Origin of the sequence: uncultured Shimia sp. (assembly GCF_947493595.1) — a bacterium.
Classification (GTDB): Bacteria; Pseudomonadota; Alphaproteobacteria; order Rhodobacterales; family Rhodobacteraceae; genus Shimia.
On sequence record NZ_CANLRL010000008.1, the window covers coordinates 1 to 18,717 of the forward strand.

The window sequence follows — 18,717 nt, forward strand, 5'->3', positions numbered from 1 at the left end:
GGCGCGGTGTAGAACTGGTTCACGCGGTGCTTTTCACAGACCTGCCAGAAGCGGGAGGCATCCGGATAGGTCGGCACACCTTCAAACATCAGCGTGGTGGCGCCATTGGCCAGCGGGCCATAGACGATGTAGCTGTGGCCGGTAACCCAGCCCACATCGGCGGTACACCAGAAGATGTCGCCATCTTTGTAATCAAAGGTGTATTGATGCGTCATGCTGGCATAGACCAGATAGCCGCCGGTGGTGTGCACCACGCCTTTGGGCTGGCCGGTGGAGCCGGAGGTATAAAGCACAAACAGCGGATCTTCGGCATTCATCTCGGCGGGTTTGCAGTAGTCACCCACCTCCATGACCATCTCGTTGTAGTCATAATCACGGCCGTCAATCCAGGTGGTCTGATCACCGGTGCGCTTCACCACCAGACATTTTACAGTGTCTTTGGTGTGCAAAAGCGCGGCGTCGGTGTTGGATTTCAGTGCAGTCTTGCGGCCGCCACGCGGCGCGCTGTCGGCAGTGATCACAACTTTGGCGTCACAGCCGTTGATCCGGGCGGCGAGCGCATCCGGGCTAAAGCCGGCAAACACAATCGAGTGGATCGCGCCGATGCGGGCACAGGCCAGCATGGCGTAAGCGGCCTCCGGGATCATCGGCAGGTAGATGACAACACGGTCGCCTTTGCGCACGCCCATCTCTTCGAGCACATTGGCAAAGCGGCAGACACGGCGGTGCAGGTCAGCATAGGTGATCGACTGGGCCGGCTCGTTGGGATCATCCGGTTCAAAGATGATCGCGGCCTGATTGCCGCGGGTTTCCAGATGGCGGTCGATACAGTTGGCGGCCACATTGAGCGTGCCGTCCTCAAACCATTTGATGTCCACATTTCCCGGCGCAAAGGAGGTGTTTTTCACCTTGGTGTAGGGTTTGATCCAATCCACACGCTGGCCATGCTCGCGCCAAAACCCCTCAGGATCAGACATCGATGCGGCGTACATTTCATCGTATTTGGCGGTATCAATATGTGCGTCTTTGGTTAGCTCTGCGGATGGCAACGAGCTGGTGGATGCATTGGTGTCCAACGACATGAAGGCTCCTCCCTCGGTCAATATCTCAAAAAACTCCTCACTCAAGCCAAATGGCTCAAGACCCCGAGGCCAGAATAGGGATTTGTGAAAACAAGGAAACAAAGCACGGAAATAAAACAGAAAATCTGTAAAGATATTTCCGAACAAACCGGCTGATCTGTAAATTTTTTTGTGACGGCGAAAAGAAACCCCCTATTTCTAAGGGTTTGATTACGTTTTATTAACCACCTGAAAGGGCCAGAAATCCGCCCCGACACCCCGCGCTAGCGCTAACATTTTCATTTTCGCAGGTGTGACAATTCGTTCCGGTGTAGATGGTCACAAACAGGTCTTGCGCTAACAGAGACGACTCACAGCAAAGCTCCCGGTCAGAAAACCAAACGTGTGCGCAACCCCAGCACCGTCACGGTGCCCAGCCCCGGATTGCCCAATGGGCTGTCGATAACTTGAATGGAAGGTGTGATCTGCAACCCTGAAGAAACCGTGAACCGGTAGAACAGCTCCGCCGTAAACTGTGTCTGGGTCGAGGTTGCGCTCTCCGCCCAATTGAGCCCAAGCCCGGCAGCATCGGTGTTGCGTCCGTAGTAAGCCAAACCGGTGGACAACGAACGCTTGTACAGCCCCGTGCCTTGATCCGCGACACCGGCGCGCAGGAATGGCAACCACTTATTGTCCACAAACCAAGCCGCAGAGAAGCTGGCGCCATAGTCCTCCGCCCGGCTCTTGCTGGCATCTCCGTCAATATGCCAGAGCGTCATATGCACGTTGTCAAAATAGATCCGGTCCCGCGCACTGGTGACACCCAACTCGAGGCTTTTGAACAGCTTGCCGTGGTCAAACACATCAAATCCCGGATCAGACGGGTCCGCATTGGCATCGGCCACACTGCCCACCGCGTAAACCGTATCCCCAAGCCACACACCGCCAGCCAAGCCCAAGCCAGGGTTTGGCGCATTGATGGTGGGATTGGTGTTAAACGACAGATTCTGGAATGCTGAATAGGGGCTCACCGCACCGTAGATGTCCAAGAAGTCCGTCACATCAATTTGTCCAGCCTGGAAACTCCAGCCGCCTTCCGGCGCGCGCTGGGTCCAGAACAGATTGGTCAAAAGCGTGCCGTTGTCATTAAACGCGGTGCCAGGCATAAACGTTGCCCCCGCCGCAAAGCCAAGGTTCTGCGGCGCCACATCAGTATAGGCGTGCCGGTGCTCCAACTTGAACGTCAGGCTGCCATTCTCGGTGGCCGCCCAATTGCCATAGAACCGGAACATGCCACCGGCCGCGCTGTCCTCCGCCACATCCATGTTGCTCCATTGGCCCAGCGCGAGATAGTCAAAGTTGAACTTGAAGCCGCTCTCCGCAAGCCCATCTTTCCGGGCAAACCACCCAGGTGCCACATTGCGAGGGAAGTCTGACCGCAGCTGTGGATCGGTCAGCCCGTCACCCGGCTGCAAATCTGCTGCCACGGAAGAAGGCCCAGACAGACCACCTGATTGAGCCCTGGCGTAACCGCCAAACGCCGCCGCACCCATCAACCCCATCAATATGTATTTATAGATCGTCATTCTGGCCTCCGAATAGGCTTAGCGTATAGGTGCAAGGGCAGCGGCACGCGTTGCCGCATCTACCGGTACGGGCGGCGTTCTCTGAAATGGATTTTTGACAACTGGACTAAAGGTAAAGGTGTAAGTCCATTCTTCGGCAAAAACGTCTGGTCGTACCGCATTGTACTCAGCCGAAAAATTTAACTTCACCAGTTGCTCACCAATCGCAGTTGTTTTTGAAAGGGACAGCTGCACCGGCACGGTCCAGGCATCGCCATCTGGGGCATTCCAATCGTAGCTCATGGTTGGTCCTGTGCCGATCAACCAGCCTTCACCAAGGCTGTAGAACAGGAAATACTGCAATGATGTGATAGAGGTATCCGGCCCGCTGCCACCCACTTTTTCATTGTGAAACGGAAACAGCCCCCAAACTCCCCAATCGGCAGTTCGCACAGCCAAGGCGCTCGGGCCCAGCAACCAATTGTCAGATGAAGCCGCGCTTCCTGTCGGCATCGACCCGACGACCCCAGCACCAAATGTCCACCCATCGCCACTCCAAGAGTAAAGCAGATCATAAGGGACATCGCCCCAAGAATTTCGTTGCGATATGCCGCCACCACTCACGCTTGGCTGATCCCATGCATAGCTGAAAGCCGGGCGGAAAATCAGGTTATTGCCATTTGGGAGGATAAACGGCAGCACAGGCTGAAACGTCAGGGTTGTGCTGCTCTGATCACCCGCGCCTGCCAAAGATCCGTCAAAACTGCGATACTCCAGTTTGAAATTCAAAGTCGCATTTGCGGCTCCAGGATTGGAAAGCTCCTTGGCCAGATCGTCGATATTTGGCCCGACCTGCGCCAAGAGGGGCGCGCCTGCAAAACACCCGATCAAAGCCAGAATTGGAAACCGCATATGCTGTGCTCCACGTCCAGAGAGTTGCGAGGATAAGCCGATAGGACGGAGCCAACAGACACCGCCCTAACAGGTTTAATTCAGCGTGTTTTTATAGATCACGCCGTCTTTCATGATAATGCGCAATGTTTCTGGGCTGTCTGGTCGCGGGTCCGCGCCAAACCACTTGTCGCCGGTCCCAACCACAGAGAAGTCTTCCAAAGGATTACCGTCAATCAGCAGGATATCTGCATAGGCGCCCTCTTCGATCACACCCAGCTTGCCGGCAGTGTAAGGGTTGGTGAAATCACCAGACAGTCCAACCAATTCGCCACCAACCGAAGTCAGCGTTACCAGTGACGCATAAGGTCCAAAGAAGTCGTTGTTCAGATTCTTCTCATAAGCAATTTGAATGTTACAGGCGGCCACCGAGCCCACACAATCGGTTTGGAACGCACGCTTAACGGGACATTCCTGCATGTTGGGAATGTAGTTGGCAAAGGTGGCAGAGGCCGACTTTGCCTTGGCCAGGCTACTTGGCACGCTGGCAACAGCCGGAATCTCCAACAGACCTGGATCAAAAGCCGTCAAGTTGGTGGTGATAAACGCGCCTTTGGCATTCATCACTTCGGCAATCTCGCAGTCAAAAGAGAACCCGTGCTCAATCGACATCACGCCAGCTTCCAATGCACTCAAGATCGCCTCTTTGCGATAGGAATGTGCCATGACGTAGCTGCCGTATTCCTCTGCCACCTGCACGGCCGCTTCTATCTCCTCGGTTGACCCAGCCAGCAGCTGCCAGGGGTCAAACGCCGAGACTACGCCGCCTGATTGCATGTATTTGAGTTGAGTTGCCCCCATGCGAAAGTTATTGCGGCCAAACTTTTGAACATCCGCTGCGCTGTCCGCTTCCTGCGCCATATTCAAGCGTCCCATATTGGTCGACGACCCTGGAGGGGCTGTGAAGTTCGCAAAATCCGCATGGCCGCCACGGGTGCCAATAAACGCCGCCGAAGGATAATATCTAGGGCCAAGGATTTGTCCGCTGTCAATCGCACGCCGCAAGCCAGCATTGCCACCACCCGCATCACGCACTGTGGTAAACCCCTGCATCAGATACATCTCTGCCATCAGTGTCCCGTGGATGGCAAAATCTTCCCACGTGGTATTCGCTTCCATCGAAGGTAGACTTGGCCCCATCAGCATCAAGTGAGCGTGGGCTTCCACGAACCCCGGCGTCAGCGTACGTCCGCCACCATCAATCACTGTGGCATCCGGTGCATCAATTGCCTCGGCACTCACAGCTTTGATTAGGTTGCCTTCAACCAGTACCGACGCGTTTTCAATCCGCGCCTCGTTCACGCCATCAAAAACATGCACATTGGTGAAAAGTGTCTGTGACACAGCATCTTGTGCCGCAAGAGAGGTACCAAAAACCCCGACAACAGCAGACATGAGTCCTGAGAAAATCCGGTTTGACATAATCGCGCTCCCTAAAGAAATATCCTCAATTCTACTTCTACGTGTCGCAAGAAACAGGCCACTTTCGATCTCTTTTTGCCAAACAGTCAAAAAAAATGGCCGACACCTGCATCAAACTGGCCTAAAAGTGACAGTGTAACAACCTGGACGTCACCCAATGCCAACCAAACATGACGGCTTTATCAAGGCCCAACTTCTGCGCCCTTTTGTGGACCTCGCCATGGCGCGGGGCTGTAATGTCGACGCCGCCTTAAAGCTCTATGGGTTGACCAAAACTGACTTGCGAGATCCTGAAAAAGCCGTGCATGCAGAAATCATTTACGGCCTCACTAACACGCTTGCAGAAAAGGCCAAAGACCCGCACCTCGGCTACCATGTTGCGGACACCTTTGACATGAAAACGTGGCTTCCCACTCAGGATGCCTTTGAAAATGCGCGTACTATTGGCGACTATTACACCCGGTTTCTGCTAAACGTCCCGCAACAAGCGAGTTCGGTGCGCCATACATTGACGGTCACCGCACCCCGCGCGACATATGCGGTTACACGCACGGTGCAGACGCACCAAAGGCCGGTTCAGGTAGAAGGTTTTGGTATGGGGTTGCACATCCGCACCTTGCGACATTTGTCTCACGCGCATTGGCAAGCCGATTTGGTGCAATTGGAAACGCCCTTCCCGGAGGCGCTTCCCAAAATGCCAACAGGCGTTAACATCAAACATTCCAATGTGTCAGGTCTCTCACTCACCTTCCCAAGCAGCTGGCTTACCCTGCCTGTTCAGCCTCAAGACAGTCGCCCCAATCGCCCCAGCACCTCTGTGGCATCAGCCTCGCGAGATATCTCCATCATCAGCACCCTGCGCACTGCCGCACGCCCCCTATTGGACGACCGCACCCTCACCGAACAAGACTTTGCAGACGCATTGGGTTTGTCCCCGCCCCGCCTCAAAGCCTCGCTGCGGCTGCAAAACACAACCCTGCCTCGGGAGCTGAAACGTCTACGCATTGATGTTGCCAAAGAGATGTTTAGGGAGGCGACCTATTCGGTCGCCACCGTCGCACAGGCGTTAGGATATTCAGATCAGTCCCATTTCTCCCGCTTTTTTCGCTCTCAAACGGGCCAATCCCCGCGGGAATACCGCGCAACCCTGAACCAAAACTAACGGGCTGAATCTTAAATCCAGTCGCAAACCGTGCTCCGGCAACCCCACATCCAGTTGCAATTACCCCTCAAATGGTTTCTGGATTTGACCATTACGCGCCACTCAGGCAATTAAACATAAATCGCATTTTGTGCAGGCTGACGACCGCCGCACCACCTACAGAAGACAGAAAGACACAATGGAACAGTCTATCCCTCTGACGCATCTCCCCAACAACACGCTCTATGGTGAGGGTGACGTGTTTGTCCTCTTTGGTGAGCTGTTTGGACGCGGCTACGCCACAGGCCTGATCGACGCCGCCAAAGCGGCCGGAATGACCATTGTTGGCATCACCGTTGGCCGCCGTGAAGACGATGGCGCCCTGCGCGCCCTGACCGACGAGGAACTGGCCCAGGCGGAAGACAACCTTGGCGGCAAGATCATCAACATTCCACTGATGGCCGGCTTTGACATGGACGCGCCAGAAGGTGGTGACACCCCAACCGACATGCTCAAAGAGATGACGCTGGACAACTGGCAAGAGTTCAAACTCGACTGGGACAAAGTTGACGCCTGCCGCGAGACCGGCACGGCCCGTTTCACTGGAGCGCTGAAAGAGGTCATGGGTGCCCTTGCTGCACACATTCCTGCTGGAAAAAACGTGCACTTCGCCCACACTATGGCGGGTGGCATCCCTCGCGCGAAGGCTTTCTTGGCAATTGCCAACCGTATCTACAAAGGCCGCGGCGCACGTCACATGTCGTCTCAGGCCCTACTGGACGCCGACCTGGGCAAGCTGATCCTGCAGAACTTTGACGAGGTCACAGCCAACAGCTTTGGCCACCTGCTGGAACACAGCGCAGAGCTGCGCGGTAAAATCGAAGCAGACGGCGGGCAGGTTCGGTACTCCGCCTACGGCTACCATGGCACGCGTGTGCTGATCGATGGCGAATACCGTTGGCAGACTTACACCAGCTACACCCAGGGCTACGCAAAAATGCGTCTGGAACAGTTTGCCCAGGACGCCTGGAACAACGGCGTGAAAGCCACTGTCTACAACTGCCCGGAAATCCGCACCAATTCATCCGATGTGTTTGCTGGTATCGAGCTGTCCTTGCTGCCCCTACTGGAAGCTTTGCGCCATGAAGGTGGTGGTGCATGGGTCGATGCACTTTGGGCGGAATGCCAGGGCCTGCTGAAAGACGATGTGTCCCTCGAAAGCGTGCTGACGACTGTACAGGACTACCAGCAGAGTGACGCAATGCAGCCGTTCTACAACTTCACCGCTTGGCCGATGAACAACTCCGCCGATCAGGTCGACATGACCGTCGGCACCTCTCAGGATATCGTAGCCCTGCACAGCAATCGTAAGGAGCTGGTCAGTGACGTGCTCAGCCAGCACGTGGTGAACGCAACCGGTGCGCTGATTTTTGGGTCCGCAGGCAACCCAGACGGTCCAGTGCTGTGGCTCGATCACGACATGGTTGCCCAGCACCTGATCAAATCAAGCTAAACGCATAGACACCAACGCTTCAAAAGCCCCGGTCACAGCACCGGGGCTTTTTCTTTTCTCACAACGCCTTAGCATACAGAAAATTTTGAAACGCACGATCAAGGTTAACCCTTGTGTATGTTAACCAACGGGCCCGACGGCGCTTCCGGACATCTCGCAGAAAAGGTAATTCAAATTATTACCAAATGATTAACGACTGCACTGCGCGGAACGAGGGCCTGAGTATGAAAAAAGAGATTGCACAAGCCTACAAGATCTTGGGCGTGTCTCCTGAAGTCAGCGACAAAGAGATGCGGACAGCGTGGCGCAAGTTGGTGCGCAGCTATCATCCTGACTTGGCACGCTCCGACCCGGAAGAGGCGTCGCGGCGCATGGGTGAAATCAATGCAGCCTATGACGCTGTTGCACATCACCGCTTAAAAAAAGCTGAGCAGCCAAGACCCAAGCGCCGCCGCCACCCACGCCAGCAGACCGCTCAAACAACCAAAAATGCGCGTCCTGATGCCCAGCGCGCCCGAACAGGCCATACCCGCACGGCCAACAGCGCCACACGCAAAGCAAAGCCATCTCAAACCGCGCCAAACGCCCCGCTCCTCAAGCGCCGCACCTACCGCAGCCCGCAGGAGCAACGCTTGATCGACGCTGCCTGCGCTGTCTTTGAGGAAACCCGCCGCAACCTCAGCGCCGCCTCGCGCCAACCAGCCTTCTCTACATGCCGCTAGGGCGCCTCACGGTCATAAAGCGTCGCATATACTGCCCATGAATTTGCAGAAACCAAACGACAACTGCCATGTAGGGCAGCTTATCTCGGCCGTGTCCGGTCGGTAGAAGCTGATGATCTTGTTCTGGCTTGGGCGGGGCCGTGCCGGTTCAATCAGCGACAGCTGCTTCTCTGGGAAGTCACACATCGCATTCACACACACCAGCTGGCAGAGTTGCTGGAGGCCGGTTTTGTGCATTGCGAGGATTTTCAAACCATCCCACCGCATGTGGAATACAGCCTCACGCCCTTGGATCAAAGCTTGATACCATTGTTGGAGGCGATGCATGGCTGGGCCGTCAAAAATGCCGGTGGCCGCCGAGTAAACGACAAGAACAAAGCATCGAGCGCGCGGTTCTCCAGCCGATCCTGTCCTGTGACGCGGCGACCAGGTTTGGCTCTCATCCGTGTTTGCGCACGCCGTCTTTCTGAAATCTTGCCTCCGGCAGGCAATTGATTGCCACCAGATCGTGATCACCCCTTCCTTCCACTTGATCATTGTCTAAGTTATCACAATCAAGTTTCAGTGGGTGTAGACAGTCCGTCGCGGACTGCCCATCCTGTCGTAAAGGAATTGGCATGTCTGTTTTTACCCGCGCGCTTGCGTTCGCCCTGCTGTTTACGCCAGGCTTGGTCCTGGCTCAATCAGACGGCACAACCAAGCCCGGCGTGTCTCTTGAGCTCAATGCCGTGCAAGATGTGGAAGGTGCCTGCCGGTTTACTTTTGTGGCGGGCAACAGCACGAGCACTTCCATTGACAAGGCTGTCTTTGAGACTGTGATTTTTGACACGGAAGGCGCGGTTGTGCGCCTGTCCTTATTTGACTTTCGCGCGTTGCCGGAAGGTCGCCCCCGGGTGCGCCAATTTGATGTGCCGGGTATGGCCTGCGACCTAATTGGCCAAGCTCTCATCAATGGCACAAACAGCTGCATCGTGAATGGAGCAGAAAGCGGCGTGTGCGGCGACGGACTGACGCTCACCAGCCGTATCACCATGAAACTACTGGGATAACAAAAATGAGTGGATTGCGCGATGTGGTCGCCTTAGGTGGACCAGTGGTGGTCATCCTTTTGGTGATGTCTGTTTTAACGATGGCTGTGACCATCTACAAGCTGTGGCAGTTTGCGGCGTCCGGCGTTGGGCGTCATAAGGTGCTGTCCGAGGCTTTGGCGGCCTGGGACGCGGGTGACGCGGGTCAAGCACAAGCGCGGTTGTCGCAGAGCCGCAGCTATCTGGCACCGCTTATTGAAAGCGCCATTCAAACGCGCACCTCCCAAGCGCTGAGCGATCGACTGGATGCCGAAGCAGGTTTGGCGCTGGCCCGACTGGAGCGCGGCTTTCGCCTGCTGGATACCATTGCGCAGCTGGCGCCTCTACTGGGTCTGTTTGGGACCGTATTGGGCATGATCGAAGCCTTCCAAAGCCTGCAAACTGCTGGCGCGTCAGTGGACCCATCTTTGCTTGCTGGCGGTATCTGGGTGGCCCTTGTCACCACAGCAGTGGGCCTTGCGGTTGCCATGCCTACCTCAATGATTTTGTCCTGGTTGGAGAGCCGCACAGCACGGGAACGCGTGTTTGCCGACAAAGCGTTGCGCACGGCATTGATGCAGCAAGACGCAGGCAGTCATCAGGCATCGCAAACAAAAACACATCATGCGTAACCATGCGCGCTTTGTCCGTCGCCCGCTTGCGCTCACGCCGTTGATCGACGTGATCTTTTTGTTGCTGCTGTTCTTTATGCTGACGTCGACGTTCTCCACGTTTGGCGAGATCGAACTCAGCAACGCGCGCAAAGGCAGCGGCACAGCGGCGGCGGACGTCGAGCGTTACTTTGTGCAGCTGGGCGCAGAGCGTCTTACCCTAAACGGCCAACCAACAACGCTCGAAGACATCGCAGCAACCATTGAAACGGGACAGGTTTTGGTCAGTCTGGATGCGGACACCACGGCGCAACGGCTTGTGGACTTACTCCGCCTCATGCGCGCGCGTGATGGGCTCGACGTTTTGGTTCTGGAGTAAGCAGATGATCCGACACACTCCTCTGCGCAAGAAACGGGATTCGACCATTCCGTTGATCAATGTTGTCTTTCTGATGTTGGTGTTCTTCTTGATTGCAGGCACCGTTGCGCCCCCGCTCGACCCCAATTTGAACCTGGTGCAAACCAAAGACCTCGAAGGGCGCGAACCACCCGACGCCTTGGTATTGCACGCGGACGGCCGCTTGAGCTTTAGAGGCCGTGCCACCTCGCCTGACCAACACATCCTGGAAAATGGCACCGGCCCAAGCCGGATCGTGCCAGACCGGGATGCCCCCGCCAAGCGCTTGATGGAAGTCACAGGCGCATTGCGACGCGCGGGCGCCTCCTCCGTAATCCTTGTCACCGAGCGAGCGCTGCAGTGATCCGTCGCTCGCTCCTCATTGCCTCTGTTGCGCTGCTGCTTTCCCTTGCGGTGCACCTGCTGGGTCTTGGTTATGCCATCAGGATTGAGCACGCCCCGTCGAGGTCGCAAACCTCGGCTGAGCCTATCGCCCTCGGCAACGCCTTTGACGACTTAGCCGAGGAGCTCGAGGCGCCCGAACAGCCCGATCCAGCCCCGGAACCGGAGCCCCCGCAACCTGTAGAGCCAGTGGCGCCAACCACCGACGCCGATGTGCCAGATACCGAAGTTCTTGTGGCTTCTGAAAACCCACAAGACACCTATGCGCCCGATACAGGCACCGCCCAAACTGTCGCGCCGGTCCCGCTTGCCGGGACGCAAAGCGATTTTGTGGCAGAGCCAGATGTAACCGAACCAACCGCTCAATCAAAAGCAACCGCTCCGGTGCCACCACAAACCGACCAGGCTGCACCGCTTGGAAGCGAGACCGACACCGTAGAGATCACCGAACCTGTGGCTGCACAGCCGCCTTCACCGACCACAGCCCCGGAAGTCACACCGCCAACAAAAGAGGTCATCGCAGCTCTACCGGAAACCGTGGTGCCGGTAGAGCCCATCCAGCCGCTGTCTGTTCCGAAAACCGAGGACCAGGCAGCCCCCACTCCCACTGAAAACCAGGACGAGGAGCAGCCGCAGGACAACACCGAAAGCAAACTGCAACCCTTGTTTCCAGGCCTGCGCAACGGGTTTGATGATCTGCGCAATCCAACGCAAACGCTTGAGTCTCCGTTGGAAACCTTCAAACGCGAAGGCGCTCATGCCTCCGTGGGAGGCTTTGGCATCCCATCGGGCTCTGCAGCCAACTCTCGCGGGCCCGGAAATTCTGACACCACCAACTACGCGGGCCGTGTGCTGGTTCATCTCAACCGAACCCGCCCGGTCCACGTCAAAGCAACAGGCTTCGCCCGTGTGTATTTTGAAATTGCCCCGAATGGTTCCATAAACTGGGTGGAAATCATCGACAGCTCCGGCAACGACGCTGTCAATCGCGCGGCCCGCACGCAAATCCAAAGCGCCGTGCCGTTTCCACGGCCGCCAAATGGCGAACGCCGGCAGTTGTCGTTTTTGTATAGCTCAAGATAGCGCGATTGCCTCTGGTGCGTCTGGCCACCTGTCAAAAGTCACTTTTTGATTTCAAATACAAGAGTGTCGCTATCCGGATCAGTGAGGTCAGCCGAAACCGTGACCGACGGGATCGTCGTCATAACCTTGATACAGAAATTGAAAGCAGCTTGGATTCTAGTGATGCGTCTCTCTAAATAGCGAGGAGACCATGCCCCTGACCGCGCAAACAAAAATGGTTATCTAAAGTAACTCCTGGGATGGATAAACACGCGCCAATTGAGGCAACGTGAAAAAACCCGATATCGGCGCTTCGCAGACCTTCAAATCGCACCCATAGGCGTCCGTTAGCCGCTCCGCTGTCAGCGCCTTGGGAACGCTATCCTGCACAACCAACGCGCCATCCACAACCAAAGCCACACGATCCGCAAACATCGCGGTCAAATTGAGATCGTGCATGACAACCACAACACCGCCCCCCTGATCGGCAAAGTCCCGCGCCGTCTGCATCACCCGCAATTGCTGGCCAATATCGAGACTGGACACAGGCTCATCCAGAAACAACCAGCGCGGCACCCCATCCTCAACCGGCTGCCAAACCTGACACAACACGCGCGCCAATTGGACCCGCTGTTGCTCCCCACCGGACAGAGACTGGTAATATTGCCCCTCAAATCCCGCCATCCCAACTTTTTGCAACGCATGCGCCGCGATTTTTGGTTCCGTGTGCCTTTGCAATCCAAGACGCACGATTTCAAACACGGTGAATGGAAAGGCCAAAGGCGTGGCCTGCGCCAGAACCGCCCGATGGTGCGCCAGCACGGAGGCCCGGATGGACTTGATATCCTGCCCGTTCAAACTCACGCTGCCAGTGTAGGCCACATCCCCGGACACGGCTGACAGCAACGTGGACTTGCCTGCTCCCGATGGACCAACAATGGCTGTGACCGCACCAGGCTGTGCATCAAAAGTCACGTCCCGCAGCAGAACCTTCTTTTCAACGCGAACTCCGATATTCTTGGCAATCAAAGCCATTGTCTTCAGCCTCACAGGTCAACCACGCCCCGTTGGCGCAGTAATATCCACAGAAAAAACGGCCCGCCAAAAATCGCTGTGATAATGCCAATCGGCAGCTCCGCCGGCGCTATGATCACCCGTGCCACAACATCGGCCGACACAAGCATACATGCGCCCAACAGCGCGGAGTTTAACACGAGATGCTTGTGATCCGGCCCGGACACAAGCCGCAATACATGGGGAACAACGATGCCGACAAAACCAATGCCACCGCTGATTGCCACAGACACGCCCGTCGCAGCGGCCACACATAGAATGGCCAACCGTTTGATCACCTGCACGGACACCCCCATATGGCGCGCGGCATCCTCTCCCAGCGCCATGGCGTTCAAACCGTTTGCCAAGAACTGAGCTGTCCCCAGTGCAAGCAAAACGACAGGCGCAACAATCAAAAGCTTGTTCCAGTTGGCACCGGATAGCGCCCCCATATTCCAGAACGTGAAATCCCGCATCTGGGCGTCATCCGCCATGTAGATCAGCACCCCTGTGAACGCCATTGTCAGGGCTGACAACGCGATCCCCGCCAACAGCATGGTGGCCACCGACGTGCGCCCTCGACGTGTAGCAATGCCATATAGCAAAAGGGTCGCACCCCATGCGCCTGCAAAGGCAAATATAGGCAGGAGAGCCGCTCCCAAAAAGTTTGCGAACGGCAAAGCACCGCCAAGCACAATGGCGCAGACCGCTCCGAAACTCGCGCCTGCACTCACGCCAATGATCCCCGGGTCCGCCAATGGGTTGCGAAAGAGCCCCTGCAAAAGCGCACCAGAGGACGCCAAAGCAGCGCCAACCAGCAGGCCGGTCAACAAACGCGGCAACCGTATGTGCAGCAGCACAATTTCATCCCGCAACGACAGGTCTTCCCCTTGCATCACCGCAAACAGGCCGGACCAAAGAGAGGTATCAGCAGCCCCAACAGCCAGGCCAGCAATCGACACCCCCAAAAGCAGCACGCATAAGGCAGCTGTCACTTTTTGAGCACCCGATGTGCGGCCTCCGTTTTGGTGCGGCGCATAATCTGTTGTCGCGGCAACCATGGATCAGCTGCCCGCGGCGGCCAATCCAGCGGCCAGTTCAGACACCGCTTGCCCGGTCCGCACGGAGAAGCCGAGAAGCAACATTCCGTCCATTTGCAACACGGCCTGCGCCCGTCCGGCAGGTGTCGCCGCGATGGAGGGATGCGCCAACACATCCGCAGCAGTAACAGCGCCCGGCCGGTGCGATTGCATCATCAAAATCACATCCGGCGCGGCGGTCAAAACGGCCTCGTCTGACACCAACTTATACCCGTCAAAGCCTGCTATTGCATTCTGGGCGCCAGACAGCGTCAAGACGCCTTGCGCGGCGGTATTCCCTCCCGCTGCCATGATCCGGCCACCCTGCATCGACAACACAAACAACACCTTTTGATCACGCAATCCAGCGAGCTGACTGGCCTCTTCCACGTCAGTGGTCACCTGCGCTGCCAAGTCTTCACCTGCATCCACCGCATCCAGAGCTTTGGCCACGGCACGGATCTTGTTTTGGACCGAAGGAAGGTCAAATCCCATGGGAACAGTGACAATCGGTAACCCAGTATCGGCCAGAACGTCAAAGGTTTCCGGTGGGCCTGCCCCCTCTTCCGCCAAGATCATGTCGGGCGCAACGGACAGCAAGCCTTCTGGCGATAACCGGCGTACATAGCCCACGTCCGGAAGCTTGCGCGCTTCCGCCGGGAAATTTGAGGTTGTATCACGCGCAACCAACCGATGCTCTTGGCCCAGCGCAAACACAATCTCCGTCACCGATCCCCCAACAGAGACAATCCGTGAAGGCACGGAATCCGCCATGGCACCACGTGCCAGCACAATCGTAAAAAGCGCAAGCAACGCACCCCCCATACTCACTTGCAGTTTGCTAAGTGGAGACAATTTGGTCATGCCACAGCCTCCTCTTTCAGGCTTGGCAAACCCGCCACCAGATCATTCCATTTTTCGGCGGCCTCAGGCTCAGCCAGAACACCAAAGACCTGCAAAATCAGACCACCCTCGGCGTCAAATGCCTCCACGGAAACAGCGTCTCCACGGCGGGTGGCTTTGGTCGCCTGCCAGACTTCGGCAATATGGTCGTTGCGCAGATGCAGATTGAACCGCGGGTCAAGCACGTTGATCCAAGGCCCCATTGATTTCACTGTCTCAATTGGCCCGGTGTGGATTTCAATGCACCCGCGATTGCCAACAAACACCATAATTGGCAGCCCCAAATCGCGGGCCTTTTCAAGCAAGTCTGAAACCGCAGAGGTCTGCAAGGGACGCACATATGGCGCACCGGCCACGCGATAGGCTCCTAGCCGATTCATCGTGAGCTTTTTCACCATCTGCAAGAACTGGTGCGTGTCGGTGATCTTGTCCCACTCGGCATGCAACCGCTCTGCTTTTGCGTGGTCACCAATCGCTGCTTCTGTCTTCTGCCGGGGAAGGATTGGAAGGTCACCGGACTGCTCCGGAAACCTCAGTTCCGCAAGCACGCCTCGCCACGCCTCATGCTGGGAAGTCTCTTTGAGAAATACCTTATGCACCGCATCGCCTGCGGCATCAAACACCTGAAGGGAGCGGCGCTCGCTGCCATCGTCCAACGGCTTCACGACCGCAAAGGCATACTTCCAATGTCCAGGAAACATGCGCAGGTCAATCTCATCATTCACCACCAACGCCGCATGTGGACCACCGCGGTAGTCAGCATAAACGCCAGTCTTCTCAATCACGCAGCTCTTATTGCGGGTGAGCGCCATTACTTCGCCTAACCGCATAATCGCAGGCATCAATACATCCATCTCCGGCGTTATGCGTGTCACCCCCTGCCCCAAATGCGCCGCAAGCAGCTGCGCCTCCGAGATCCCAAGCTTGTCGGCCAGATCGCGTTCCCGCATTTTGGGGTTGTCCAGGCGGGCTTGCTGGATTTCTGTAACTGTAAAAGAAGTGGATCGTGCCATGTGCGTCCCCCGATGAGCTTGGAAGAAGCAGTGGCTGTGACCGAAGGAATCGGAAGCAGTGGCTGTGCTTTGCTGATGTGTTCCTCATGCACTAAGTGCAAAAAAGTCGCACCGCAAGACCCATCGCAATTTTTCTGACAAAAATAATATAGTATTTACCAATCAGATCATTTAGGCCGCTTCCGACTCGAACCTCGGACGTCTTCTAACGTCTGCTTATCGGGCAATCACCCAGCTTCCAGCCAGGAATAAACACACCGCAAGGCCCCATAGGTCCACTCGCGGTTTGCCATGGGGCCCTACGCTCCGGAAGGAAGGAAAATGCCTGTGAAATATAGTGTGAGCTGTTTATCGATGGCCTCCGCCGCCCTATTGGGAGCGGTGTTTGCCAGCCCCGTCCTCGCCCAAGACGAAACAGATTATGCCTTGGACGCCATCACCATCACCGGAAGCGGGCTTCCGACCGAAGTCATGAACAGCCCGTCCTCGGTGACTGTGGTAGATGAAGAGCAAATCAAAACCATTCCGCCAAGCTCGGTGGCAAACCTGCTCAAGGGTGTGCCCGGCGTCCGCGTGACAGAATCCGGCATCGAACGCATCAAGGTCCGAGGCGAAAGCGCCCAGCGTGTTGCCATCATGATCGACGGTCAGAAAATCACCGACCACACCAACTACGGCACGCCTATCCTGATTTCGCCAACCGAGATCGAACGCATTGAAGTTGTACGCGGCCCATCCTCCGTAACCTCCGGCAACGCAGCCATTGGCGGTGTGGTCAATATCATCACCAAGCGCGGTGCGGACAAGCCAGTTGTGGCAACAGTATCTGCCGGGTATTTGGGCGCCAACAAAGGTTATCGCGCAAATACCAGCCTTGCCGGCACCGTTGGCAATTTCGACTACCGCCTGTCCTATTCCAAATCAGATTTGGACAACCGCGAAACCGCTAATGGCGAGCTTGTCCCTTCAGGCAGCGAAGACCGTGACATCCACGCCTTTGCTGGCTATCGCGCAGGCAATCACTACTTTGGCGTACGGGCTCAGGATTATGACCTGTCCGCAGATGTTTACACTGGAACCCCGACGTTTGCCATTGACCTGCCCAAACGCGACCTCCGTAAATACAGTGCCTTCTATGAGAGCGAAGACCTCACCCCATGGATGTCGCTTCTGAAAATCGACGCCTACACCCAATCTGTTGACCGCGCGTTTGAAAGCAACGGCATCTTTGGCCCTGGCATGTCCAGCAACTCGACTTCGGAAGATGATCAAAAAACCTCGGGCTTCAAGGCAACCGCCAATTTTGAATTTGCGCCGGGTCACCGCACCGTGGTGGGTTTTGAATACGAAGACGACAACCTGATTTCCGACAAGGTCGCCACCAGCAGCTTTGGCGGCCCGCCTTCGGTCACAACTCGCTACTCCGACGCCACTATCAAAACAGCCTCGGTTTTTGCCCAACATGAGGCAGAGCTGGGCAGCGCGACCGCCGCAACCTTTGGTCTGCGCTACTACAATGTTGACAGCAAGCTAAACCAGTACCTGGTCAATGGCGTAGCGCAACCAACCCAGTCCAATTCAGACAGCCGTCTGCTTGGCTCACTTGGCTTGGTGCATCAGCTGAACGACACCTCAGTGCTGCGAGCCAACATCTCGCAAGGCTACAACTATCCGTCGCTGAGCCAGTTGTTCCTGACCTCGGTTGGCGCAGGCGGGACTGTGATTGGCAATCCAAACCTGAAACCCGAGACCTCCATCAACTATGAGGTCGGCGCGCGGATCGACAACGGCAATCTCGTGTTGGACGCGGCGCTGTTTTACACGGATTCCAAAGACTACATCGCATCAATCGCCACCGGCATCCCAAGACAATCGCGCTATGAGAACGTGAACGCCGCCCAAACCTGGGGCTTTGAAGTGGCCGCAGAGTTCGATCCAGGCTGGTGGGGCGGCGTACGCCCTTATGTGAACCTGTCCAATGTAAACCGCACCTTTGAATACTCTGACGGGACAAGCACCAAAAACACCGGCACACCAACGTGGTCCGGTGACATCGGTCTGCGCGGGGACTGGGGCCTGCAATCCACCTCCGGCACATGGGACATCTTCGTGCGCGGCGAAAGCGGCAACACCGACACCGACGGCACACGCTACGGTGGCTACGGCACGCTGAACCTGCGTGGCACCGTAGACCTGACCGACAATCTCGATGTGAGCTTTGAAGTTGGCAACATCTTTGACCGCTCTTACCAGGCAGTAGACCAGATTCCAGGCGCTGGCCGTAACGCCAGTATTTTCCTGACCGCCAAGTTCTGACGCCAGTTGCACCAAACAAATAAAAGGCCCCGCGAGGGGCCTTTTTCATAGGTGTTTCGAAAAAACTTGGGACCAAACAGAAGGGATCTACTTGGTCAAAATAAGCTTCCCCTGACGGGTGATCCGCAGGGTATAGACAGCTTCAGAAAGACGGATCTGCGCCTGGTTACCGCCAGCCGTCAGCTCCTCGGCACCATAAACCGGGGTGCCGCTTTCCACGCCTTCAATCGAGGCCACAGAGTGCCCCATTTCAACTTTGGGTGTCATTGGATTCTTCCAGTGCGCCCTAGCTGCGTCGCTGTGGTTTTTGGGGCCGAGCAATCCGATCAATGAAGCTTTCGGAGCACCAGGTGTCCGGCCACGGAATTTCCCCAACCAGATCAGCCAAGTTCACCCAGTCGCGGTCTTCTCTGTCTTTAAAGTCGTTTTGCTCGCTGCG

General features: G+C 56.4%; 19 protein-coding genes. 10 read left to right on the top strand and 9 right to left on the bottom strand.

Features of this window, described 5'->3' with window-relative positions; genetic code table 11:
- The 4 genes from Q0955_RS16540 to Q0955_RS16555 form a co-directional block, all read right to left on the bottom strand.
- On the bottom strand, window positions 1–1,082 hold a 1,082-nt coding region (locus Q0955_RS16540; protein ID WP_299426427.1), incomplete at its 3' end, for an AMP-binding protein.
- Window positions 1,083–1,450: 368 nt separating this feature from the next.
- The gene (locus tag Q0955_RS16545) at window positions 1,451–2,647 is read right to left on the bottom strand and encodes a carbohydrate porin (protein WP_299426430.1); all 1,197 of its coding nucleotides are present in this window, start codon (window positions 2,645–2,647) and stop codon (window positions 1,451–1,453) included.
- Window positions 2,648–2,665: 18 nt separating this feature from the next.
- A complete protein-coding gene (locus Q0955_RS16550; protein ID WP_299426433.1) occupies window positions 2,666–3,487 on the bottom strand; it encodes a hypothetical protein in 822 nt (273 codons plus the stop codon).
- Between the two features lie 126 nt (window positions 3,488–3,613).
- Window positions 3,614–4,921 (bottom strand): amidohydrolase family protein, encoded by a 1,308-nt coding sequence (locus Q0955_RS16555; RefSeq protein ID WP_299426436.1) that lies wholly within the window; start codon window positions 4,919–4,921, stop codon window positions 3,614–3,616.
- 235 nt (window positions 4,922–5,156) lie between these two features.
- Here Q0955_RS16555 and Q0955_RS16560 point away from each other — a divergent pair, with 235 nt between their 5' ends.
- The 9 genes from Q0955_RS16560 to Q0955_RS16600 all read left to right on the top strand — a co-directional run bounded on the left by Q0955_RS16560 (window position 5,157) and on the right by Q0955_RS16600 (window position 11,935).
- Complete coding sequence (locus tag Q0955_RS16560) at window positions 5,157–6,161, top strand: AraC family transcriptional regulator (RefSeq protein WP_299426439.1); 1,005 nt, start codon at window positions 5,157–5,159, stop codon at window positions 6,159–6,161.
- Between the two features lie 178 nt (window positions 6,162–6,339).
- Window positions 6,340–7,653, top strand: a complete 1,314-nt coding sequence (locus Q0955_RS16565; protein WP_299426441.1) for a hypothetical protein — start codon at window positions 6,340–6,342, stop codon at window positions 7,651–7,653.
- A 224-nt stretch (window positions 7,654–7,877) separates the two neighbouring features.
- A complete protein-coding gene (locus Q0955_RS16570; RefSeq protein WP_299426442.1) occupies window positions 7,878–8,375 on the top strand; it encodes a J domain-containing protein in 498 nt (165 codons plus the stop codon).
- Between the two features lie 189 nt (window positions 8,376–8,564).
- Window positions 8,565–8,870, top strand: a complete 306-nt coding sequence (locus tag Q0955_RS20915) for a helix-turn-helix domain-containing protein (RefSeq protein ID WP_366140696.1) — start codon at window positions 8,565–8,567, stop codon at window positions 8,868–8,870.
- Window positions 8,871–8,992: 122 nt separating this feature from the next.
- Complete coding sequence (locus tag Q0955_RS16580) at window positions 8,993–9,424, top strand: hypothetical protein (RefSeq protein WP_299426446.1); 432 nt, start codon at window positions 8,993–8,995, stop codon at window positions 9,422–9,424.
- 5 nt (window positions 9,425–9,429) lie between these two features.
- On the top strand, window positions 9,430–10,074 hold the full coding sequence (locus Q0955_RS16585; protein WP_299426447.1) for a MotA/TolQ/ExbB proton channel family protein: 645 nt from the start codon (window positions 9,430–9,432) through the stop codon (window positions 10,072–10,074).
- Window positions 10,067–10,432, top strand: a complete 366-nt coding sequence (locus Q0955_RS16590; protein ID WP_299426449.1) for a biopolymer transporter ExbD — start codon at window positions 10,067–10,069, stop codon at window positions 10,430–10,432. The genes Q0955_RS16585 and Q0955_RS16590 overlap by 8 nt, the downstream gene beginning before the upstream one ends.
- Window positions 10,433–10,436: 4 nt before the next feature.
- Complete coding sequence (locus Q0955_RS16595; RefSeq protein WP_299426451.1) at window positions 10,437–10,814, top strand: biopolymer transporter ExbD; 378 nt, start codon at window positions 10,437–10,439, stop codon at window positions 10,812–10,814.
- On the top strand, window positions 10,811–11,935 hold the full coding sequence (locus Q0955_RS16600) for a TonB family protein (protein ID WP_299426453.1): 1,125 nt from the start codon (window positions 10,811–10,813) through the stop codon (window positions 11,933–11,935). Before Q0955_RS16595 ends, Q0955_RS16600 begins: the two co-directional genes overlap by 4 nt.
- Before the next feature lie 222 nt (window positions 11,936–12,157).
- Here the strand turns inward: Q0955_RS16600 and Q0955_RS16605 are convergent, their stop codons facing one another.
- Genes Q0955_RS16605 through Q0955_RS16620 form a run of 4 tightly spaced genes read right to left on the bottom strand, consistent with a single transcriptional unit; the run spans window position 12,158 to window position 15,962 of the window.
- Window positions 12,158–12,949: a heme ABC transporter ATP-binding protein gene (locus Q0955_RS16605; RefSeq protein WP_299426455.1), complete on the bottom strand. Its 792-nt coding sequence runs from the start codon at window positions 12,947–12,949 to the stop codon at window positions 12,158–12,160.
- 11 nt (window positions 12,950–12,960) lie between these two features.
- Complete coding sequence (locus tag Q0955_RS16610; RefSeq protein WP_299426457.1) at window positions 12,961–14,028, bottom strand: iron ABC transporter permease; 1,068 nt, start codon at window positions 14,026–14,028, stop codon at window positions 12,961–12,963.
- Window positions 14,029–14,031: 3 nt separating this feature from the next.
- Window positions 14,032–14,910, bottom strand: coding sequence for an ABC transporter substrate-binding protein (locus Q0955_RS16615; protein ID WP_299426459.1), 879 nt, complete (start codon window positions 14,908–14,910; stop codon window positions 14,032–14,034).
- A complete protein-coding gene (locus Q0955_RS16620) occupies window positions 14,907–15,962 on the bottom strand; it encodes a ChuX/HutX family heme-like substrate-binding protein (protein WP_299426461.1) in 1,056 nt (351 codons plus the stop codon). Before Q0955_RS16620 ends, Q0955_RS16615 begins: the two co-directional genes overlap by 4 nt.
- A 327-nt stretch (window positions 15,963–16,289) precedes the next feature.
- Here Q0955_RS16620 and Q0955_RS16625 point away from each other — a divergent pair, with 327 nt between their 5' ends.
- Window positions 16,290–18,278 (top strand): TonB-dependent receptor, encoded by a 1,989-nt coding sequence (locus Q0955_RS16625; protein ID WP_299426463.1) that lies wholly within the window; start codon window positions 16,290–16,292, stop codon window positions 18,276–18,278.
- Window positions 18,279–18,365: 87 nt separating this feature from the next.
- Here Q0955_RS16625 and Q0955_RS16630 read toward each other — a convergent pair whose 3' ends face one another.
- Complete coding sequence (locus Q0955_RS16630; RefSeq protein ID WP_299427023.1) at window positions 18,366–18,527, bottom strand: hemin uptake protein HemP; 162 nt, start codon at window positions 18,525–18,527, stop codon at window positions 18,366–18,368.
- Window positions 18,528–18,717 lie beyond the last annotated feature (190 nt).